22 protein-coding genes are annotated in these 19,438 nt (G+C 60.9%); 13 read left to right on the top strand and 9 right to left on the bottom strand.

Translation table 11 applies throughout. The annotated features are described in order from the left end of the window. Window positions 1-11: 11 nt before the first annotated feature. On the top strand, window positions 12-470 hold the full coding sequence (locus FZZ90_RS11905) for a single-stranded DNA-binding protein (protein ID WP_226425990.1): 459 nt from the start codon (window positions 12-14) through the stop codon (window positions 468-470). A 29-nt stretch (window positions 471-499) separates the two neighbouring features. Here FZZ90_RS11905 and FZZ90_RS11900 read toward each other — a convergent pair whose 3' ends face one another. Next, window positions 500-688: a hypothetical protein gene (locus tag FZZ90_RS11900; protein ID WP_115023976.1), complete on the bottom strand. Its 189-nt coding sequence runs from the start codon at window positions 686-688 to the stop codon at window positions 500-502. 69 nt (window positions 689-757) lie between these two features. Here FZZ90_RS11900 and FZZ90_RS11895 point away from each other — a divergent pair, with 69 nt between their 5' ends. From FZZ90_RS11895 to FZZ90_RS11885, 3 genes are read left to right on the top strand one after another with little or no spacing between them, the layout of a single operon-like run. Continuing rightward, window positions 758-1,300, top strand: a complete 543-nt coding sequence (locus FZZ90_RS11895) for a DUF2854 domain-containing protein (RefSeq protein ID WP_226425989.1) — start codon at window positions 758-760, stop codon at window positions 1,298-1,300. A gap of 3 nt (window positions 1,301-1,303) precedes the next feature. Continuing rightward, window positions 1,304-2,185, top strand: coding sequence for an acetylglutamate kinase (gene argB / locus FZZ90_RS11890; protein ID WP_226425988.1), 882 nt, complete (start codon window positions 1,304-1,306; stop codon window positions 2,183-2,185). Between the two features lie 3 nt (window positions 2,186-2,188). Beyond that, entirely contained in the window at window positions 2,189-3,247 is a 1,059-nt protein-coding gene (locus FZZ90_RS11885) for a DUF3153 domain-containing protein (protein WP_226425987.1), read from the top strand. Here the strand turns inward: FZZ90_RS11885 and priA are convergent, their stop codons facing one another. Further along, window positions 3,248-5,497: a primosomal protein N' gene (gene priA, locus FZZ90_RS11880; protein WP_226425986.1), complete on the bottom strand. Its 2,250-nt coding sequence runs from the start codon at window positions 5,495-5,497 to the stop codon at window positions 3,248-3,250. It abuts the gene before it with no gap. Window positions 5,498-5,802: 305 nt separating this feature from the next. Between priA and rpoD the strand changes: the two genes are divergently transcribed. Further along, window positions 5,803-7,158 (top strand): RNA polymerase sigma factor RpoD, encoded by a 1,356-nt coding sequence (gene rpoD / locus FZZ90_RS11875; RefSeq protein WP_226425985.1) that lies wholly within the window; start codon window positions 5,803-5,805, stop codon window positions 7,156-7,158. 189 nt (window positions 7,159-7,347) lie between these two features. On the opposite strand, the gene FZZ90_RS11870 is transcribed toward rpoD, so the two are convergent. After that, window positions 7,348-7,815: a hypothetical protein gene (locus tag FZZ90_RS11870; protein ID WP_226425984.1), complete on the bottom strand. Its 468-nt coding sequence runs from the start codon at window positions 7,813-7,815 to the stop codon at window positions 7,348-7,350. Between the two features lie 137 nt (window positions 7,816-7,952). Between FZZ90_RS11870 and hemC the strand changes: the two genes are divergently transcribed. Next, on the top strand, window positions 7,953-8,906 hold the full coding sequence (gene hemC / locus FZZ90_RS11865; RefSeq protein WP_226425983.1) for a hydroxymethylbilane synthase: 954 nt from the start codon (window positions 7,953-7,955) through the stop codon (window positions 8,904-8,906). Here hemC and FZZ90_RS11860 read toward each other — a convergent pair whose 3' ends face one another. Further along, window positions 8,907-9,410 carry a L,D-transpeptidase gene (locus FZZ90_RS11860; RefSeq protein ID WP_226426031.1) on the bottom strand — a complete coding sequence of 168 codons (504 nt, stop codon included), beginning with the start codon at window positions 9,408-9,410 and terminating at the stop codon, window positions 8,907-8,909. It abuts the gene before it with no gap. 153 nt (window positions 9,411-9,563) lie between these two features. Between FZZ90_RS11860 and FZZ90_RS11855 the strand changes: the two genes are divergently transcribed. After that, the gene (locus tag FZZ90_RS11855; RefSeq protein ID WP_226425982.1) at window positions 9,564-10,439 is read left to right on the top strand and encodes a hypothetical protein; all 876 of its coding nucleotides are present in this window, start codon (window positions 9,564-9,566) and stop codon (window positions 10,437-10,439) included. A gap of 57 nt (window positions 10,440-10,496) precedes the next feature. Here the strand turns inward: FZZ90_RS11855 and FZZ90_RS11850 are convergent, their stop codons facing one another. Continuing rightward, window positions 10,497-11,084 carry an inorganic diphosphatase gene (locus FZZ90_RS11850; RefSeq protein ID WP_226425981.1) on the bottom strand — a complete coding sequence of 196 codons (588 nt, stop codon included), beginning with the start codon at window positions 11,082-11,084 and terminating at the stop codon, window positions 10,497-10,499. A gap of 62 nt (window positions 11,085-11,146) precedes the next feature. After that, entirely contained in the window at window positions 11,147-12,655 is a 1,509-nt protein-coding gene (locus tag FZZ90_RS11845) for a carboxypeptidase M32 (protein WP_226425980.1), read from the bottom strand. 61 nt (window positions 12,656-12,716) lie between these two features. On the opposite strand from FZZ90_RS11845, the gene FZZ90_RS12850 reads away from it, so the two are divergent. Next, complete coding sequence (locus tag FZZ90_RS12850; protein WP_255613846.1) at window positions 12,717-12,845, top strand: hypothetical protein; 129 nt, start codon at window positions 12,717-12,719, stop codon at window positions 12,843-12,845. 6 nt (window positions 12,846-12,851) lie between these two features. On the opposite strand, the gene FZZ90_RS11840 is transcribed toward FZZ90_RS12850, so the two are convergent. Then, on the bottom strand, window positions 12,852-13,259 hold the full coding sequence (locus FZZ90_RS11840; RefSeq protein WP_226425979.1) for a thiol-disulfide oxidoreductase DCC family protein: 408 nt from the start codon (window positions 13,257-13,259) through the stop codon (window positions 12,852-12,854). A gap of 52 nt (window positions 13,260-13,311) precedes the next feature. Between FZZ90_RS11840 and FZZ90_RS11835 the strand changes: the two genes are divergently transcribed. The 4 genes from FZZ90_RS11835 to FZZ90_RS11820 are packed head-to-tail and all read left to right on the top strand — an operon-like array spanning window position 13,312 to window position 15,609. Continuing rightward, on the top strand, window positions 13,312-13,929 hold the full coding sequence (locus FZZ90_RS11835) for a secondary thiamine-phosphate synthase enzyme YjbQ (RefSeq protein WP_226425978.1): 618 nt from the start codon (window positions 13,312-13,314) through the stop codon (window positions 13,927-13,929). A 42-nt stretch (window positions 13,930-13,971) separates the two neighbouring features. After that, complete coding sequence (locus FZZ90_RS11830; protein ID WP_226425977.1) at window positions 13,972-14,262, top strand: 4a-hydroxytetrahydrobiopterin dehydratase; 291 nt, start codon at window positions 13,972-13,974, stop codon at window positions 14,260-14,262. 19 nt (window positions 14,263-14,281) lie between these two features. Next, entirely contained in the window at window positions 14,282-15,409 is a 1,128-nt protein-coding gene (locus FZZ90_RS11825) for a GTP-binding protein (RefSeq protein ID WP_226425976.1), read from the top strand. 17 nt (window positions 15,410-15,426) lie between these two features. Continuing rightward, on the top strand, window positions 15,427-15,609 hold the full coding sequence (locus FZZ90_RS11820) for a hypothetical protein (RefSeq protein WP_226425975.1): 183 nt from the start codon (window positions 15,427-15,429) through the stop codon (window positions 15,607-15,609). A gap of 48 nt (window positions 15,610-15,657) precedes the next feature. Here FZZ90_RS11820 and FZZ90_RS11815 read toward each other — a convergent pair whose 3' ends face one another. Further along, on the bottom strand, window positions 15,658-16,728 hold the full coding sequence (locus FZZ90_RS11815; RefSeq protein ID WP_226426030.1) for an ABC transporter ATP-binding protein: 1,071 nt from the start codon (window positions 16,726-16,728) through the stop codon (window positions 15,658-15,660). Between the two features lie 148 nt (window positions 16,729-16,876). Between FZZ90_RS11815 and FZZ90_RS11810 the strand changes: the two genes are divergently transcribed. Then, window positions 16,877-18,487 carry an iron ABC transporter permease gene (locus tag FZZ90_RS11810; protein WP_226425974.1) on the top strand — a complete coding sequence of 537 codons (1,611 nt, stop codon included), beginning with the start codon at window positions 16,877-16,879 and terminating at the stop codon, window positions 18,485-18,487. Here the strand turns inward: FZZ90_RS11810 and FZZ90_RS11805 are convergent. Then, complete coding sequence (locus FZZ90_RS11805) at window positions 18,464-19,435, bottom strand: metallophosphoesterase (RefSeq protein WP_226425973.1); 972 nt, start codon at window positions 19,433-19,435, stop codon at window positions 18,464-18,466. The two genes, FZZ90_RS11810 and FZZ90_RS11805, sit on opposite strands and share 24 nt — an antisense overlap. Between the last annotated feature and the right edge of the window lie 3 nt (window positions 19,436-19,438).

Below are 19,438 nucleotides of genomic sequence, written 5' to 3'. Positions count from 1 at the left end.
CAGCTCAAGCCATGAACCATTGCGTGCTCGAAGTGGAGGTGATCGACGCACCGACGGTTCGATACACCCAGGACAACCAGACTCCCATTGCGGAGATGGCCGTGCGCTTTGATCCCCTTCGGGACGGTGATCCTCCAGGCGAATTGAAAGTGGTGGGCTGGGGCAACCTGGCCCAGGAGCTGCAGAACCGTGTGCAGACAGGGCAGCGGCTGCTGATTGAAGGTCGGCTGAGGATGAACACGATGCCCCGGGGTGATGGCATGAAGGAGAAACGGGCTGAATTCACCCTGGCTCGGCTTCATCCGATTGGCGCGGCAGCCACGGGCGCACCCCCATCCGGCAACCCGGCAGCCCCGGCCCCAAGCCGCCAGGCCCCCGCGGCTGCGCCGACCAAGGTGGAGAAAGAGCCTGAACCGGCCAGCTGGAATGCTGCACCCCTGGTTCCCGACACCGACGACATCCCCTTCTGAATCAAAGGACGCTCGCGGGTCGGAGCAACTCAACGATCAGCTTCGTCCTGCAGTTCTGAGGCTCGGGTGATCAGTTGCCCGAGCTCCCGCTCAAGAGCGGCAAGATCCAGGCGCAGCTCGGGCCAGCGACCACCATCAATCTGCTGCAGCAACCAGCTGCGATCACGGTCGAGCTGCTGGAGCAGATCATCCATCCCGGTCGACGATGGATCTGGCATCTAGCTCGAGGCAGTGGATCTCCATCCTGATGGCCTAGAGGTCAAAATGACGATCAAGCCAAGGCCTTCATGAAGGATTTCTTCTCCCCCGGCAGCCTCGTCACCATCGCCGGAGGCGTGCTGACCGTGGTCGGTGCCACCGCTTACGCCACGGGAAGCGCCAACCTCAGCCTCCCCACGATTTTTTATGGAATCCCGATTTTGTTGGGGGGACTGGCATTGAAATCGTCGGAGCTGCCACCAGCGATCCGGGTGACACCAATCAAGACCTTTCAGAAAGAACGCGAAGCTGCGGCCCCTGAACTGGGCAAGTTGCTCGGTGATGTGACGCGCTGGCGCTACGGCCAGAAGGCCCATCTGGAGTCGTCGCTGGAAGCGCTCAAACTTTGGGACGAGGACACCCCACCGCAGTTGGAGGAGATCGAAGAGCTGCATTCCGACAGCGGCTACGGCCTTCGGATGCGTTTCCTGCTGGGAGCCGTCCCCCTCGAGCGCTGGCAAGAGCGGCAAGAGCGGCTCGGTCGTTTCTTTGCCAAGGGGATGCGAGCGGAACTCAAGGAACTGGATCAGCAACGGCTGGACGTTCTTCTGCTGCCAGCGGGTGAGGCCTAAGCCATGGCCCAATCCACACAAAACAACGATGACGCCCTCAGGGTTTCGGTGCTCAGCGAAGCCCTTCCCTACATCCAGCGCTTCGCCGGTCGGCGCATCGTGATCAAGTACGGCGGAGCTGCCATGGCCCATGCCGAGCTGCGTGCTGCCGTCTTTCGCGACCTGGCTCTGCTGGCCTGCGTTGGGGTCCAACCCGTGGTGGTTCATGGCGGCGGGCCCGAAATCAACCAATGGCTTCAGCGTCTGGAAATCCCCGCCGAATTCCGCGACGGACTGCGCGTCACCGACGCCGACACCATGGACGTGGTGGAAATGGTGCTGGTGGGCCGCGTCAACAAGCAAATCGTGAATGGACTCAACCAACTCGGCACCCGTGCGGTTGGTTTGAGCGGAAGTGACGGAAGCCTTGTGGAGGCACGCCCCTGGGGGGACGGCAGCCATGGGCTGGTGGGGGACGTTGCCCGCGTCAATCCCGATGTGCTCGAACCGCTGCTGGAGAAGGGTTATGTGCCTGTCATTTCCAGCGTTGCCGCAACCCCTGATGACGGGCAAGCCCACAACATCAATGCCGATACGGTCGCTGGAGAGCTGGCGGCGGCCCTGGAAGCCGAAAAATTGATCCTGCTGACCGACACCCCCGGCATCCTTGAAGACCGGGACGATCCCAACTCCCTGATCCGCAAACTGCGCCTTTCAGAGGCAAGACAGCTGATCGAGGACGGAGTGGTCGCAGGGGGCATGACGCCCAAAACGGAATGTTGCATCCGTGCCTTGGCCCAGGGCGTGTCAGCCGCCCACATCATTGATGGGCGGGTTCCCCATGCCCTCTTGCTCGAAGTCTTCACCGACGCAGGCATTGGCACCATGGTGGTGGGACGCGGCTAGAGGGTGAGCGAGCAGGACGCAGCACTGGACCTCTCTGAAGCGGAGGCAGCCCTGGAGCGCGGGGACTACGGCCAGAGCCTGGAGCTGCTTCTCCCCCTAGCGGAGCAACACCCGATCAATAGCCCGGAGGGGCCGGGCCTTCGGCTCCTGATGATCACCGCCTGGATGGGCCAGGGGCAGGACGACAAAGCCATCGCCACCTGCAGGCTGCTGAGTCGCTGCCGTGATCCCAAGTTGCGCCAGCAAGCCAAACAACTGCTCGGGATTCTGGAAGCCCCCAGCCTGGATCGTCCGGAACGCTGGTCGATGCGGATGCCGCAACTGGAGCTGAATGGCTCCGGCAGCGGGCAGACCTCCACCATGCGGCGGCGGCGGTCGCGGCGACCCGAACCCCCGCCGCCACCACCAACGGGTCCGACGCGTTCACCGGGGGCTGGTTTCGCCGTGCTGGTGATGGCGGTTCTGCTGGGGATCACGCTGTTGCTGAGTGGCTGCGTGCAAATCGAGGCTGATCTCGACCTTCGCGGCCCGGATCGACTGGCCCTCACTTGGGACATGCGGAGCACCCAGGAACGGCCGCTGCCCTGGCAGGAGCAATTCGAGCGAGACCTGCAACGGGATGTGCCCGGGCTGAAGATCGAACAAACAGGCCCAGGGCGCCAAAAAATCAGCAGCCGTGTTGTCTCATCGAATGAGCTGGCGCAACAAATGGCCGCCGTGGTTGCCGTGGCTGGTCGCGCGGCTGGAGTCTCACTCCCTGCACCGGTGCTCAAGCTCGAAGAACGCAACTGGCTGCTGGGGGTGCAGCAGCACCTTCAGCTGATGGTGGACCTCAACGATCTGCCCGAGATCCCTGGGCTCGACGTTCATCTGAGCCTCAACCATGGGCGCGTTGAGCGCACGGCTCTTTCCGGCACCACCACCGAAGTCAGCTGGCAGGGCTGGCGCTGGAATCCGCTTGGCCTGGGGGCCGTGGTGATCCTGATGCTGTTGACCAGCAGCATGGTGCTGCAGGTGGTGCGGCGGAAACTGGGCTTTGGCTTCCCAGAGCTGCCCTCCTGATCAAAGCTGCTGCGGATCTGGATCCACAGTCAGCGCAACACCCTTGGGCAAGCCATCCCAAAGGGCCTGCCCCGGAGGCAACGGAAGCGAGGAGCCCGCCGGACCGTGCAGCAACAACTGCCATCGGCTCCGGCCAGCCACCCGGGCCACCGGGGCCGGGGCCGGACCCAACAGCCACCAGCTCTGGCGCTGACAAATCGGTCGGATCCGCTCCGCCAGAACCGCTGCCGCCGTTGCTGTTTTGCTGGGGGAATCTCCAGACAGTCGCAGCAGACAAGCGCGACTGAAGGGCACCAGACCGGCTTCCTTGCGGAGGGCCACTTCCTGGGAGAGGAACGCTTCATAACGACCATCCACCAGGTGTTGAATCACCGGGTGCTCTGGGGTGTAGGTCTGCACCAACACCTGCCCCGGTCGCTCACCTCGACCAGCACGGCCCGCCAACTGCAACAGCAACTGCAGGGCCTGCTCTCCTGCGCGGAGATCGGGGCGGTGCAGAAGCCCATCCGCCGCCAGTACCGCCGCCAGAGTGACCCTCGGCAGATCCATGCCCTTGGCCAGCATCTGCGTGCCGATCAAGACATCGGCTTCACCGGCAGCAAAACGGTCCAACAGGCGTCGATGGCCATCACGCCCCCCGGTGGAATCGCGGTCAAAGCGGAGCAATCGAAGGCCTTCGAGCTCCTGGGAGAGCAGTTCCAAAACCTTCTGGGTACCGGCCCCAAAGGGTTTAAATGCCGTGGAACCGCATTGACTGCAACGGTTCTCCAGGTCCTCACGATGGTCACACCAATGGCATCGCAGCCACTGACGTCCGCCCTGGCCGCGGTGAACGGTGAGCGCCACATCGCAGTGGGGGCACATCACCACCTCGCCGCAACTGCGGCAGCTCAAAAAGGGGCTGTACCCCCGACGAGGAACCAAAACCACGGCCTGTTCGCCCTGCTCCCGCAGCGCTGCAAGACGATCCATCAAGGCGCGACTGACCAGACGCTTGTGCCCTTCGGCCAGCTCATGGCGCATGTCGATGACATGCACAGGAGGTAGGGCCTGCCGGGAAATCCGCTCGGTCAGGCACACCAAGGTCAAGGCACCATCGGGGCCCGATTGAATCCAGCTCTCGAGCGACGGTGTGGCGCTGCCCAGCACAAGCCGTGCCTGTTGCATCACAACTCGGTCCAAGGCCAAGTCCCTGGCGTGATAGCAGGGCATTGGGGCGTCTTGCTTGTAAGAGCTGTCGTGCTCCTCATCCAAAACAACCAGCCCCAGTGGCTTCAACGGCACGAACACAGCGGAGCGGGTTCCCACCACCACCAACGGCTGTTCGGCAGCAAGACAGCGTCGCCAGGTTCGAACCCGTTCGGCGTCACCACAACCGCTGTGGTATTCCACGACGCGCGAGCCAAAGCGTTTGCGGCAGCGGTCGACGAGTTGGGGGATCAATCCGATCTCGGGGGTGAGCAGCAGGACGTGCCGGCCCCGCTCAAGCTCCTGAGCAGCCAGTTGGAGATACACCTCGGTCTTGCCGGAGCCGGTGATTCCCCAGAGCAGCAGTCCACGCCCCGGAGAAAGCTGTTGGTAGGCATCGACCACGGCCTGCTGCTCAGCAGTCAAAGCCTGGGGGCACTCCTTGGGGCCAGCACCACCTGAGGAACCCTGGTCTTCACAACGACGCTGCTCACGCTCCAGGTAACCCTGCTGGATCAGGGGGGGCAGCAATTGGGCACCAAACCCACAAGCCACCAGGTCCCGTTGCCAAACGCCATTGCCCTGGCCTTCCAACCAAGCCAGAAGCTCCCGCTGGCGCGGGGTGGGTTGGTCCGCAGCATCAGGGGGGACACGGGCCTGGATCCACCACATTTGACGCCCGCCGGCTAGGGAACGCTGGCCGGCCTGACCAATCCAGCCCGCCGGCAGAGCCGCCTTCAAAGTGCGAAAGACACTGAGATGGCAACGGACCGCCACCCGTTCCAGCCAGCTGTACCAATCCGAATCGACAGCAGCTCGCTGCAGGAGTGATTCCACCGGTTGCAGCTCCTGAAGATCCTGCTCAGCCCACTCCCGCTCCGCCACCACCAGCCCATGCATGGCTCGACCCCGGAGGCGCACCCGCACCAGATCTCCCGGCATCAATCCCATGGTGGGATCTGCGGCATAGCTGAAGGACCGCCCTTCTCGCCCGGCCTCCAGCCAGACCTCAACGCATCGCCGCGAATGCGACAGGACCTTGCAAACTTCGGAAGACTTCATTAACGTGGAGATGTTGGGCAATTTCTGCCAACCCTGCGCTCGATCCAGAGGGAAGACACAGAGTCTGAAGTCAAGGTTTTATTCCTTGCCACTTTGACCGGTCTGAGACCACCCCGGGCAGCACAGAGACAATCAGTCCAAGCGTTTCGTCGACTCGCGGACACCACCGTCAACCCATGAACTCCGTCTCAGCGTCAGCTGCGTCGTTCTCTTTCGTTTGAACGGAAGTCTCTGGTTCCGGCTTTTGCCGCTGGTGTGTTTCTGCCGCTTTTGCGTTTCCCCTTCATCCGACTTCAACTAACACCATGACCCCTGCTGCCACCAAAGCTGCCAAGCCGGACATTGTTCTTCTGGCCAATGCTGATGGCAAGGTGAAGGAAGTCACCATGGATTCCGAAAAAGAGACCAAAAAGGCCCCCGCACGCCGACGAACCAGTAAGGCGAGCGCAAAGGACCTGAGCGCAGCGGCCGACGAACTACTGGCCGCTGCGGATCAAGCCAAGCCTTCGGGATCAACCAAAAAGGCTGCGGCGAAAACCACCAAGGCGAAAACCACTACGAAAAAGGCCACAACAAAGAAAGCAGCCACCAAAGCCTCGACAGCTAAAGCAGCTGCAGCAAAACCCACCGCCGAAGAGAAAGCCAAAACCGCAGCCGCTGAGAAAGAAGCCAAGGCCAAAGCCCTGGCCAGCATCAAGATCGGGCCTAAAGGCGTTTACACCGAAGACTCCATCCGGGTTTATCTGCAGGAAATCGGCCGGATTCGACTGCTGCGTCCCGACGAAGAGATCGAACTGGCCCGCAAAATTGCCGATCTTCTTTATCTCGAGGAACTTGCCGCTCAATTTGAAAGCGACAACGGCCGGGAACCCGACAACAAAGAGTGGGCGGCCCTCGTGGAAATGCCGCTCATCCGCTTCCGCCGGCGCTTGATGCTGGGCCGACGAGCCAAGGAAAAGATGGTGCAATCCAACTTGCGCCTGGTGGTCTCGATTGCCAAGAAGTACATGAATCGGGGCCTGAGCTTCCAAGACCTGATTCAGGAAGGAAGCCTTGGCCTGATTCGGGCAGCCGAAAAGTTCGATCACGAAAAGGGCTATAAGTTCTCCACTTACGCCACCTGGTGGATTCGTCAGGCAATCACACGCGCCATTGCCGACCAGAGCCGCACCATCCGCCTGCCGGTGCACCTCTACGAAACGATCTCCAGGATCAAGAAAACCACCAAGGTTCTCTCTCAGGAATTCGGCCGGAAGCCAACGGAAGAGGAAATCGCCGAATCGATGGAAATGACCATCGAAAAACTGCGCTTCATCGCCAAGAGTGCCCAGCTGCCGATCTCCCTGGAGACCCCAATCGGCAAGGAAGAGGATTCCCGCCTGGGCGATTTCATCGAAGCCGACATCGAGAATCCCGAGCAGGACGTTGCCAAGAACCTGCTTCGTGAAGACCTGGAGGGTGTTTTGGCCACCCTCAGCCCCCGCGAACGCGATGTGCTGCGACTGCGCTACGGATTGGACGACGGGCGGATGAAAACCCTCGAGGAAATTGGCCAGATTTTTGACGTGACCCGTGAACGGATCCGTCAGATCGAAGCCAAGGCCCTGCGCAAATTGCGCCACCCCAACCGCAATGGGGTGCTCAAGGAATACATCAAGTAAACCCGAACTGAGCCTGCCATCAAACAGTCACGGGAGTAATACATAAGTACATTCCCCCTGGCTCAATGGTGTGTCGGGCTCCTATAACAAGCGTGAGGGAATTGAGACGCCCTCCTCACACGGAAGAGATCAAACCCCAGTCTGAGACTGGGGTTTTCCTTTGGAAAACAAAAGCTCAGTGCAACAGGTTCACTGATTGTCTTCGAAGGTCTCAGTGAATTCCTGAAAGGCACGCTTCAAGCGCTCCACCGGAGTTTCTTCTAAGGGACACTCCTGGCGTGTTTCCAGGGCATAGGTTTGGAGCAAGCGAGCATCTGGTTCAAGCACAGAGGCCACTGCCCCCTTGAACAGAACCAGATTGTGCTGCGACGTCAGCCCCGAAAGGTAAGGCTGAAGCACCCAGCTGGACTGCCCGTCCTGCGAGGGCTCCGCCGCTGAGCGCACCAGACGGGGCCGCAGCAGTTGAAAGGCATGGTCTCCATCGCGATCTGTGGTGTGGCGCAGCCGCGCCATTAGGACATCGCCACTGCACAACAGGATTAGACGAATGCAGCCCTCAGCCACCAAGGGGAGCATGGCCTCCTGCTCTTGGGGGTCCGGGGCAACCGAGCCAATCACTCCGGCCTGACGAACGCCATTGACGACGGGTCCTGGCATGGTTGTCCTGCGGTTCTGAGGAATGTTAAGCGTTCTTCACAAAGAGATCTTCCCTTTCGAAGCTTCACAACCTCGTGAAGACGAACCAATCAATCCAAGCCCAAAAGCGTAGGCTGGGCGGCTGATTCGCCCTTTCCATGGCCCTCACCGAACTGCGCATCGCCTCACGACGCAGCCAGCTGGCCATGGTGCAAACCAACTGGGTAAAGGCGGAACTGGAAAAGGCCCATCCCGGCTTGAAGATCACCGTGGAAGCCATGGCCACCCAGGGCGACAAGATCCTGGACGTTGCGCTGGCCAAGATCGGCGACAAAGGCCTGTTCACCAAGGAACTCGAGGCCCAGATGCTGGTGGATCGTGCGGACATCGCCGTTCACTCCCTGAAAGATCTGCCCACCAACCTTCCTGAGGGCCTGATGTTGGGTTGCATCACCGAACGGGAAGACCCGGCCGATGCGCTGGTGGTGAATGCCAAGAACCAGGCCTACAAGCTCGACACCCTTCCCGAAGGTTCGGTGGTGGGAACGAGTTCACTGCGCCGCCTAGCTCAGCTGCGTCACCACTACCCCCACCTGGTCTTCAAGGACGTTCGGGGGAACGTGATCACCCGGCTGGAGAAATTGGACAACGGTGGTTACGACTGCCTGATCCTGGCCGCAGCAGGCCTGGGACGGCTGGGCTTCGGCGATCGGATCCACCAGCTGATCCCCGGCGACATCTCACTGCACGCCGTTGGTCAGGGAGCCCTGGGGATTGAATGCGTAGAGGACAAGCCCGAAGTGCTTGAGGCGATCAAAGTGCTGGAGCACACACCCACCTCCCAGCGCTGCCTGGCCGAGCGCGCTTTCCTGCGGGAACTGGAGGGTGGCTGCCAGGTCCCCATTGGCGTGAACACCCGCTTCGAAGGCGATCAACTGATCCTCACCGGGATGGTGGCCAGCCTTGATGGCAAACGCTTGATCCGCGATCAAGCCAGTGGCCCCTCCAGCGACGCCGAAGCCATCGGCCTCTCCCTCGCCCACACCCTCAAAGATCAGGGAGCAGGAGAGATCCTCAAAGAGATCTTCGACACCGTTCGCCCCGAAGCCTGATCAACTGCGAATCTCCAGGCGCGTTCCCACATCCACAGCATCAAACAGCTGCCGGATGTGGCTGTTGAGCATGCGCACGCAGCCCAGGCTGACGGCCGCACGAATCTGAACCCAATGCGGCCACGCCGTTCCATGGATCCCAAATTCGCCGCGGCCATTGCGGTGAAAAGCCATGTAGCGATCGCCAATGGGGCTGCTGGGTCCGCGCAGCTCCTGCCGCTGACCCGACTTATGGGTCACATAGATCGGATCGACCTTCTTATTGAGGATGGCGAATTCCCCCTTGGGGGTGGGCGTCTTGGGATCTCCAATCGCCACCGGCCAGGATCCAAGCTGCTGCTCACCCCGAACGAGGGTGATCCGTCGTTTGCTGAGGTCGAGGACCATGCGTGACTCACGAGCAGGTCGCCGCAACGCCAGCTCAGCAGGTTCAGCAGCAAGACAGGGAGAAACAGCCACCGCCAACAGGCCAGGCAACAGCGCCGGCACCAACGACCACTTCATGAGACCCACAAGACCCATTGGTCTCAAGGTATTCATTGCCGCAAGAAAAAACAGCCACAATCGCCTTGAAACTGAACTCTTCAAGATCTCTTTGGTCTCAAGCGTGAGACCTGCGATCCAGCGGTACCCTGCTTCAAATCTCTCCTCTCCCTGTTGACCTCCACGGCGATCGCAACGGCGCGGCCAACCCTGCTCGACGGCAAGGCCCTCAGCCAGGAGGTTGAATCAATCAGCTTTCGCTTCGGCGACCTACTTAGCAACCGCAGAACCTTCCTCGCTGCGGCCTGGACGCTGCGCAGGCAAGGGATCATCTGCCTGCGGGAGGCGGCACCTGCCGACCTGATCGCGTCGATCAACAGCGAAGTCGGCCAACTGCTCGAGGAAATCGAATCAGGCGAACACGCTCGCCTTGCGTCCCTGGCCTATCTCAATCTTCCTGATCAGCGGGTGCTGAAGGGCTACAACCAGTTCCGCGACGCCGATCGGTCGGTCATCAACTACCGGGTCAAGCGACCTGATGGACGCAGCGGTAGCGATGCAGGAATGATCGACATCTTTCATCCCGAGCGCCTCTCCGACAGCCTCAACCGCAGCATCCACACCTGCCTGCAGGAATCGGTGATTCAGCGGTTGCTTTTGTTGAGCAGCTTCAATCGAATGCGGGTGAAATGCCGCAACCTTTACCTCAACCGAGGCGTGCAAGACACGCGCAGCTACCACTGCGATGGACGCTCACTGAAGTTCAAATCCTTCGTGTACCTCAGTGATGTGCAATCACTGGCCGATGGGCCCTATTGCTTCGTACCCAGGTCCCAACGCCGACGGCGGCTCTGGTGGCGTAACGCCCGCTTCAACAAGCGCCACGGCCTTGGACCGTTTGAATTCAGTCAGCTGCGAGGGGCTGAGGCCATTGCTCTGTTTGCCAAGGCCGGAGACATGGTGCTCTCCTCGCAGCGCGGAGCCCACTGCGGCCACCCCCAACACCCTCAGGCGCGCCGCTCCGTCCTGGTGAACATGTTCCAACGCTGAACCATGAAAAAGGCGGGGGACACCCCCCGCCTGATTAGGAGTCGAACGCCGACTCATTCAGTCGACCAACTTGGGATCGATCTCAGCCAAATAGCGACCCTCACAGCTCTTGATGATCTCAACGGCCTTTTCCGTGCCGAAGAAACCATTCACCGTGCAAGTGCCAGGCTTCTTCAGATCCTTGTAGTGCTCCCAGTAGTAGGTGGTCTCTTTCTTCCAATGCTCACCGAGATCTTCCCAGCTCTTGATGTGATCCATGCGCTTGTCGTCGGCAAGAACAGCAATCACCTTGTCGTCGACTTCACCACCGTCGTCGAAGGTCATCACACCGATGATGCGGGCTTCCACAATCGAACCGGGAATCAGGGGCTCGGTGACACCAACGATTTCAATATCGAGGGGATCGCCATCTTCATCCCAGGTGCGGGGAATACAGCCGTAGGCGAAGGGGTAAGCCAGCGAGGAGTAACCGACGCGGTCCAGCTTCAGATGGCCGGTTTCGGTGATCAGCTCATACTTGTTGATCGTGTTGGAGTTGAGCTCCACGATCGTGTTGAGACGAAGTTCGGCTTCATCAGCGAAGGCCGGCAGCACGTGCAGCAGGTTGGGCATGCTGCGGCTGGGTGCCTGATCGAGGTTGGCCATAAACGGCGATGGACAGCGCGGCGCATCCTACGGGCCCCCTCATCCCGTCGAGTTGCAAGCGGCTAGAGGACCAGTTGCAGCCGATCAAGCTTGTTCTCCAGATAGCCGAGGAAGGCATCGGTGCTCAAGGGCCGACCGGTGACCCTCTCCACCAGTTGATCGGCATTCACACTGCGTCCGAGCGGGTGAACATGCTCACGCAGCCAAGCCAGCAAGGGCGTGACATCGCCACGCTCCACATGCTCTTCCGGAGACCCGATGGCCTCCGCCATCGCTTCGCTCAACTGTGCACTGATGAGGTGCCCCAAGAGATACGACGGGAAATAGCCAAACAGACCTTCACTCCAGTGCACATCCTGAAGGCATCCCTCGGCATCGTTCATGGGCCGGACCCCGAGGAGCTCCTGGTAGCGCCGGTTCCATTCGCCGGGGAGGTCCTGCACCGCCAACCCTTTCTCGAGCAACGCAATCTCCAAATCGGTGCGAATCAGGATGTGCAGGCCGTAGCTGAGTTCATCCGCCTCAACGCGATTCAAACCGGGCGCCATGGGGTTCATGGCCTGCCACATGTCCTGGGCTCCACCGAAGGGTGCTCCAACGTCAGCAAAACGGCTCCACCACTGCTCCGCGAAGGGACGACTGCGGGCAACGCGGTTTTCCCAGAACAGCGATTGACTTTCATGGACCGCCATTGAGGTGGCCTGACCCAACGGCCAGGCGAACCATTGGTGGCTCTGGTCCGGCAAACCCTGCTCGTAAAGGGAGTGCCCCCATTCATGGGCGGTGGCCAGGAAGCACGACAAGGGCTGTCCTGGCACCACACGGGTGGTGATCCGGTAATCGGCCGGGCCCAACGTGATCGAGAAAGGGTGGGGAGAGCGTGCCATGCAGGTGATGGCGGGGTTGCGGCCCCAGGCCCTGAGCAGCTGATCACAGAGATGCTGCTGGCTGGACTCCTCCAGATCCCAACCTGCTGATCGGGGTCGCTGACGGCTGGATGCCTGAGCGACCAGTTGCGGCAACCGTTGCCGCAACGGAGCAAACAGGGCCTCGAGACGCTCCAGACGCAAATCCGGCTCGAAAGGTTGCGCCAGGGTCTCCCAACAGGAGCGAGGCTCGTCCAGCTGCCTGGCCTGCTCCTGACGCAGGTCAATCAGTGACTGAAGCGCCGGTGCAAAAAGGCTGAAATCAGAGGCCGCTCGAGCCTGCTGCCAGAGGTTGTAGCCCTCGGCCTTGGCCTTCGCCAAGGCGGCGACCAGGGCTGGATCAAGGGACTGCTGCCGGCACAGATCCTGCTCCAGCAGATCCAGATTGCGGCCCTGCTCAAGGCATCGCTCACCTGCGTTCCAATGCTGACGCGCTGTAGCGAGCAGATCCGCATAGGCCGCGGAGCTCTGACGGGCATGGAGCTGGGTCGCCAGAAGGGTGAGCTGCTCCCCCCGCCAGGACGCCCCGGCCGAGGGCATGCGGGTGTTCTGATCCCAGTACAGGGTGCTTTGGATCGAACCAAGCAGCTGCGTCTCTTTCAGATGGGCTCCCAGCTGCCCCCAAGCCGTTGCGGCAGAAGCCATCTCACTCTGTTTTTGCCACCCTAACGAGTCTTGGAGTGGCATCGAACCACCGATGCAGGCCATGGTGAAGCGGTTGAGACGTCCTGCACCGATGCGCCGACGGATACTTCAGTTGGCCCTTGGGATCGCCCTCCCCATGGCGCTCTGGCCGCTCAAGCTCATCTACCGGCAGCCATCGCCCTATCAGTAGGGCGGTTCATTTCAAATCGCAGCGTCCTTGGCAGAGGGTCTCAAGGTCGGCACGCCCGGTGAGCTGGAGCCGGCGGGCCGCCCAGATCCCGTAGACCCAATCGACCACACCGCCGATCAGGGGCCAACGGGTCGGTGCGTAGAGCCACCCCAGACCAATCAGGCGGTACGCCTCGCGAAAGACGGCCACATCCCGCAGAACCTCACCGGAGCCTGCAATGGCGTGAATGCGGCCCATGGCAGCGCGGTAGCTGATTCCGGCATGAGCCTCTGCGTCGTAATCAGTGGCATCAATGTCGACAAAAGCCAGCCGGCCCTGACGGTCACGCCGCTGCAGAAAGCGAACTTCCCGCACACACAACGGACAGCCCCCGTCGAAAAGCAGGGTCAGTTCGGGGGCAGAGGGACTGGCCATGGACTCAGGCGGTGCTGCAACACGCAAAGTAAGGAGAGAACGCTCGAGAGTGGTGGGAGTGCAGCAGATCCTGCATCAGATTTCGGTCCAAACCCCTGGGAAAGGATTCACCCGTCTGGACGGTCGGTTGAATGCCTGGATCCGCAGCACGGGCCTGGACCAAGCCGTTCTGCACCTCACCTGTCTGCACACCAGCGCAAGCCTCACGATCAACGAGAACGCTGATCCACGGGTGCTGCAAGACCTCGATGCATGGATGGCGGATGCCGTTCCAGAACACCGCCGCTATCTCCATGACGACGAAGGAGCGGATGACATGCCGGCCCATATCCGCACAGCACTCACCAGCCAGACCCTCAGCCTGAGCGTCAGTAGAGGACAGCTGCTGCTGGGCACCTGGCAAGCCGTTTACCTCTGGGAGCACCGCAGCGCTGCTCACACCAGAACAATCGCCTGCCACCTGTTCGGTGAACCATCGAGCTGCCCCACCCCGGAGAGCAACACGCAAACCAGCTCAGCAACGCCTCAAACTCTGTTGAGCCTGCGCAATGGAGAACGGATCAATCAAGCCATTCAGGCCCGCCACGACCCCAATGCCTGGGAAACCGACGACGGCATCGATACAGACACCGATCTGATGATTGATCGATTGCATGAACTGAGCGATTGACGACCGACGCCAGCCACGATGTGGTCGTGATTTAGGGCTCCCATGCCAGTTGAACGCCTCGACGCCGCCCAGAAGTCGGCACTCACCACAGCCTTGCCCAATTGGGTTGTGGACGGAGACAGGCTGCACCGCGATCTGCAGTTCAACAGCTTCGTGGAGGCCTTTGGATTCATGGCACAGGTGGCCTTGCTGGCCGAATCCAAAAATCATCATCCGAACTGGAGCAACGTCTACAACCGCGTCTCGATCGACCTAACCACCCATGATCTCGGCGGCCTCAGCAGCCTGGATGTGGAGTTGGCCAGCGCCATTGACGCCCTGCTGCCAGCATGAGTTGAGAGGGTCCTTGCGCATGACCACTGCACCAGCCACCGCCAACGTCCCCGTCACCATCCTCAGCGGCTTCCTCGGAGCGGGGAAAACCACGCTGCTGAATCACATCTTGAGCAATCAGCAGGGGGTGAAGACCGCGGTGCTGGTGAACGAGTTCGGTGAAATCGGCATCGACAACGATCTGGTCGTCACCACCGATGAAGACATGGTGGAGCTGAGCAATGGTTGCATCTGCTGCTCAATCAACGGCGAGCTGATGGAGGCGGTGGAACGGGTGATTGAACGCCCAGAGCCACTCGATTACATCGTCGTCGAAACCACAGGTCTGGCCGATCCCCTGCCGGTAGCCATGACCTTTCTTGGTAGTGAGCTGCGGGATCAAACCCGCCTGGATTCGATCATCACGTTGATCGATGCAGAAAACTTCGACAACGTCGTGCTGGACACGGAAGTTGGCCGGGCCCAGGTGATTTACGGCGACATCCTGTTGCTGAACAAGTGCGACCTCGTCTCCGAGGAGCGGCTTGAGGCCGTCGAACAGCAACTCAGAGACGTCAAGAACGATGCTCGGATCCTGCGGTCGGTGAAAGGAGACGTGCCCCTGGCCCTGCTGCTCAGCGTTGGCCTGTTCGAATCCGACAAGGTGAGTTCCCCCGCCGACGATCCGAGCCTGGATCACAGCGACTGCGACCACGACCATGGCCAATGCAGCCATGACCATGACCACGGTCATGACGACCATGGTCATAACAGCCATGGGCACGATCACGGTCATGATCAGAGCCATGACAACGGACACCATCACCACAGCCACAGCCACAGCCACGGTGAGCATCAGGACATCGAGGGATTCACCTCCATGTCCTTCCAAAGTGATGGCCCCTTCTCCCTGCGCAAGTTCCAGAACTTCCTGGACAATCAAATGCCCCAGGAGGTGTTCCGGGCTAAGGGAATCCTCTGGTTCAACGAAAGCGAACGCCGCCATGTGTTCCACTTAGCAGGCAAACGCTTTTCCATTGACGACACCGACTGGAACGGAGATCGCAAGAATCAATTGGTGCTGATCGGCCGCAACATCGACCACAACATGCTGCGGAAGCAACTCAAGGCCTGTGTGGCACCGGATGCAGGAAAAGGTTTCAGCTGATTCAGCAGAACCCAGGAATGCTGCTTATTGTGCGTGCCATGGGAGAAACCTCGATGGTCGAACCACTGCTGCTCGGAACAGTCTTTGTTCTCGCCAGCCTGCTGCTGTGGCTTCTGGCTGATTCCGACGACGACAACGGTGGAGGTGGCTTACGCCAACCGGCTCTTGTGCCCATCCCCGTGCGCCATCAGCAACGCTGAAGAAATCAACATCCACTTCTTCAATCCTCTGCTGCAGCGGGGGATTTTTTATGCCAACGCGTGGCCAAGCGGAAGCAGCGTGACTCTGGCCCCTTCCCTGAACGTGAGGCGGCAACGGGTGTGGGGAGGATGCTCCTGATCGATCGGACAGTGGGCCCGCACCAGCACATCAGAGACACGGATTCGGTATTCCCATGCATCCCCCAGAAATTCACGTCCCAAGATGCTTGCCTCACCTTCGCCATCGGCGACGACATTGATGTCGTGCGGATCCACCAGCACACAACAGTCATCGGAGGCTCTGCCGTCAGCCTGGACCCATGGGGCAGATGCATCCAGTTCTCCCAGCAGACAGGACAACTGGCCTTGGCCATGGGCCTGAACCGGAATCAAATTGCGCTGGAGCACAAAGGATCCAACAAAAGGCGTCGCAGGAGATCTCACGATCTCGGGGGGCGATGCACATTGATGCAGCACTCCATCCCGCATCACGGCAACGCGATCGCAAATCGCCAGAGCTTCTCCGGGGTCATGGGTGACGATCACGCCGCTCGCACCGCAGGCGTCGAGCACGGAGGCCAGCTCACTACGCAGGCGGAGCCTTACCTCCACATCAAGACTTGAAAAAGGCTCATCTAGCAGGACAACCCTTGGCGCTGGGGCCAAAGCGCGGGCCAACGCCAACCGTTGCCGCTGGCCACCGGAGAGCTGGTGCGGGTAGCGCTGCTCGAGCCCCTTCAGCCCCAGCAACTCAAACAACCAGACCACGCGATCACGGTTGGGATTCCGCCGGGGCAAACCGAAACTGGCGTTCTGCCAAGCGTTCAGGTGAGGGAATAGGGCGTAGTCCTGGAACACCATGCCAACGCCCCTGCGTTCTGGTTCCATCCAGACCCCATCTCCAGCCACCATTCGCTGATCCAGCTGAACCGTGCCGCGTCGGGGGCGTTCAAAGCCAGCAATCAAGCGAAGCAGGGTGGTTTTGCCACAGCCGGAGGGTCCCAGCAAGCCCAACAACTCCCCTGACGCCACCTGAAGATCGACCCCCTTCAGGGTCCAGCTGTCAGACGCATCGCCGTAGCTATGCCAGACCCCGTTTAAAGCAACCGTTGGCTCCATCGGGAGCAGCTGTTCCACAGATCAGTTGAAGCTTGGGAAGCGACCGAGCCTATGAGTGTGACAAATGATCGAAGCCGGTGTGCGGTTTGCACGCCCTGAATCAGATCCCCATCGTTCATCGCCAGAATCATTCCATGGCAATGTCGCAATGCCATGTCGCGACAACGGTGTCCCGCCCATCGCTGAAGTGAAGTTGCTGCCCAACCGGATTGTTGTTCCAAGCCCAACCCGGCTGGCCCTCATCCTGATCGCCTCCATCACTGGCCTGATTGCCATCTGGCCTGTGCTGACGCTGGTCAAGGAAGCCCTGACGTCCTTACACAGCGGCTTCAGCGATCTTGGCCCCGATGGCATGCGACAGATCGTTGGCACAATCCAGCTGCTGCTCGGCACAGCAACGCTTGGCACTGTGCTCGGCACAGCCAATGGTTGGTTGCTTTGCAACTGCCGTTTTCCCGGTCGGCAATGGCTGCGCATTGCCCAGCTGATTCCTCTGGCAACGCCGGCCTATCTCCTCTCGGCCACCCTTGTCGATCTTGGAAGTCGCCACAGCTGGACCATTCACGGCATGGGATGGGGCATCGCTGTGATGGCCCTAACGACCTACCCCTACGTGTTCCTCCTAAGCACCGAAAGTTTCTCCGTCAGCGGTCAGCGTCAGCTGGAGGCATGTCGCAGCCTGGGTGTCGGTCCCTGGTCAGCCTTCCGGCGTGTGGCCTTACCCATTGCATTACCCGCGATCGGAGCCGGTGTCGCTCTCATGGGGATGGAAGTGGTCAATGAGCTGGGTGCCGTTCAGCTCCTCAGCATTCCGAGTCTCTCCGCAGGCATCTTGGAAACCTGGCAGTCCAACGGCGATCCCGCAGGCGCCATCAGCTTGGCCTTGATCACGCTGGTGATCGTGTTGACGTTGGTGGTGTGTGAACGCAGCCTGCGCAGGCGCAGTCGACGCTGGAGTGATGGCGTGGCCGGCGGGGACGCAACCGCTTGGCACCTGCATGGATTCCGTGCTGGTGTGGCGCAACTGCTCTCCGTCATCCCTCCGATCGTGAGCCTGGGGACCCCGCTGCTATGGGCCGCCAGCAACTTGGATCAGCTCCAAAACAGCTGGAACGACGATCTGATCAGCCTGAGCGGCCGCAGTCTTTTGCTGGCCCTTGTCGCTGCCGTTTTGGCGGTAACGGCAGCGCTCGTGCTGGCCATCGCCAAACGCTGGTCCAGCGCCCCATGGCTGAAAAGCCTCACCTTCCTGGCCGGAACGGGCTACGCCATCCCCGGCACCGTCCTGGCTCTGGCCTTGTTGCTCACTGGCGCCCCCTGGCAGGTCGCCCCCTTGCTCCTGCTGCTGTGGGGCTACAGCGATCGATTTCTGGCGGTGGCGAAAGGGGGCCTGGACGCAGCCCTGGAGCGGATCAGTCCGAGCCTCGATGAGGCAGCTACGGGGATGGGATCGCCATGGCAACGCGTGCTCCAACGCGTGCATCTGCCCCTCTTGCGCGGACCGATCACCGTCGGGCTGCTGCTGGTTTTTGTCGACACGGTGAAGGAGCTTCCCCTCACCTTCGCTCTGCGGCCTTTCGACTTCGACACGCTCTCGGTGCGCGTGTTCCAGTACGCCGGCGATGAACGACTGGCCGAAGCGATGTTGCCGGCCCTGATGATCCTCGTTCTGGGTTTGGTCGCCGCCATGGCCTTGGTCCCGACGCTGGATCAAGCCTCCAGACGAGAGAGCTCGTCACCCCCTCAGCAACCGCTCTGATGCATTGCGCTGGAGAACACCAGCACGGGTGTTGAGACGTAGAGGGAGTGTTGACCAGGACAGCGGCCGTCCTGTGGAAACGGCGTAGGTGGTCTCCAGAAGGGTGCCCCTTCCCCCATCGATCTCCAGCAAGGTGAAGGTCTGCTGTGCTGGCGCTCCACCGTCCAGCAGGCGCCTTGGGCCACTGCCCAAGGCGCCGAGCTGAATCAGATCGAGCTGACCACTTCGGCTGGAGAACCAGGCGTGGTGATGACCACTGATGTATGCCTGCACGCCGGCGGCGTCCATCAAGGCCTCAAGCGCACGTCCCCGCTCCAACACATCACCGGGGCGATCCTTGCCCAGACCAACACCGGCCAGGGGGAGATGGCCCACAACAAACCGAGCACGAGCCGCTTGTGCCTTGGGACTGGCCAACTGCTGTTGTGCCCAGGCCAACTGATCCTCAGGAACACGGGCTGAGCTGGCATCCCAGACCAACCAGAAGATCCCGTCCTGCAGCACCGTGTAACGAAACGGGAACTGCGAAGCATCCACAAACGCCAATCCCATCCATGAACGGATCGGGGTCCAGAACCGACCCACAGCGGCACGATCCGCGGGGAAGCCCGGTGAACCGTCATGGTTCCCGATCGCTGGCAGCAGTGGGATGTCCGCCGCCTGAAATCGCTGCAGAACGGACCGTTCAAAGCCCCGCCACATTGCATCCAGCTGCTGGCCACTGAGGCCTGGCATCTGAGCAGCGACCATGTCGCCAGCACACACCACCAGATCCGGCTTCAGGCCAATGAGCTGATTCAACCCCTGATCAACGGCAGGGATGTAGCTGGTGGAGCCATAGCTGCTGTTGAGATCGCTGATCATCCCAACGCGGTGAACAGCCCCCCTGGCGGCGTTCAAGGGCAGGGCCGCTGCAGTGAAACCGGTGCCAAGCACCAACTGCAGCATCTG

This window comes from Synechococcus sp. MU1617 (assembly GCF_020514235.1).
GTDB lineage: Bacteria > Cyanobacteriota > Cyanobacteriia > PCC-6307 > Cyanobiaceae > Parasynechococcus.
This window is presented reverse-complemented; position numbering and strand designations above follow the sequence as displayed.

Excerpts from the sequence above, each read along its gene's own strand:
- FZZ90_RS11900 (WP_115023976.1), bottom strand. The coding sequence starts at position 688 with ATGCCAGATCCATCGTCGACCGGGATGGATGATCTGCTCCAGCAGCTC.
- FZZ90_RS11825 (WP_226425976.1), top strand. The coding sequence starts at position 14,282 with ATGACCACTGCACCAGCCACCGCCAACGTCCCCGTCACCATCCTCAGC.
- FZZ90_RS11870 (WP_226425984.1), bottom strand. The coding sequence starts at position 7,815 with ATGCCAGGACCCGTCGTCAATGGCGTTCGTCAGGCCGGAGTGATTGGC.
- FZZ90_RS12850 (WP_255613846.1), top strand. The coding sequence starts at position 12,717 with ATGGTGAAGCGGTTGAGACGTCCTGCACCGATGCGCCGACGGATACTT.
- FZZ90_RS11905 (WP_226425990.1), top strand. The coding sequence starts at position 12 with ATGAACCATTGCGTGCTCGAAGTGGAGGTGATCGACGCACCGACGGTT.
- FZZ90_RS11860 (WP_226426031.1), bottom strand. The coding sequence starts at position 9,410 with ATGAAGTGGTCGTTGGTGCCGGCGCTGTTGCCTGGCCTGTTGGCGGTG.
- FZZ90_RS11830 (WP_226425977.1), top strand. The coding sequence starts at position 13,972 with ATGCCAGTTGAACGCCTCGACGCCGCCCAGAAGTCGGCACTCACCACA.
- FZZ90_RS11820 (WP_226425975.1), top strand. The coding sequence starts at position 15,427 with ATGCTGCTTATTGTGCGTGCCATGGGAGAAACCTCGATGGTCGAACCA.
- FZZ90_RS11840 (WP_226425979.1), bottom strand. The coding sequence starts at position 13,259 with ATGGCCAGTCCCTCTGCCCCCGAACTGACCCTGCTTTTCGACGGGGGC.
- argB (WP_226425988.1), top strand. The coding sequence starts at position 1,304 with ATGGCCCAATCCACACAAAACAACGATGACGCCCTCAGGGTTTCGGTG.
- rpoD (WP_226425985.1), top strand. The coding sequence starts at position 5,803 with ATGACCCCTGCTGCCACCAAAGCTGCCAAGCCGGACATTGTTCTTCTG.
- FZZ90_RS11845 (WP_226425980.1), bottom strand. The coding sequence starts at position 12,655 with ATGGCTTCTGCCGCAACGGCTTGGGGGCAGCTGGGAGCCCATCTGAAA.
- FZZ90_RS11810 (WP_226425974.1), top strand. The coding sequence starts at position 16,877 with ATGCCATGTCGCGACAACGGTGTCCCGCCCATCGCTGAAGTGAAGTTG.
- FZZ90_RS11895 (WP_226425989.1), top strand. The coding sequence starts at position 758 with ATGAAGGATTTCTTCTCCCCCGGCAGCCTCGTCACCATCGCCGGAGGC.
- hemC (WP_226425983.1), top strand. The coding sequence starts at position 7,953 with ATGGCCCTCACCGAACTGCGCATCGCCTCACGACGCAGCCAGCTGGCC.
- FZZ90_RS11815 (WP_226426030.1), bottom strand. The coding sequence starts at position 16,728 with ATGGAGCCAACGGTTGCTTTAAACGGGGTCTGGCATAGCTACGGCGAT.
- priA (WP_226425986.1), bottom strand. The coding sequence starts at position 5,497 with ATGAAGTCTTCCGAAGTTTGCAAGGTCCTGTCGCATTCGCGGCGATGC.
- FZZ90_RS11805 (WP_226425973.1), bottom strand. The coding sequence starts at position 19,435 with ATGCTGCAGTTGGTGCTTGGCACCGGTTTCACTGCAGCGGCCCTGCCC.
- FZZ90_RS11850 (WP_226425981.1), bottom strand. The coding sequence starts at position 11,084 with ATGGCCAACCTCGATCAGGCACCCAGCCGCAGCATGCCCAACCTGCTG.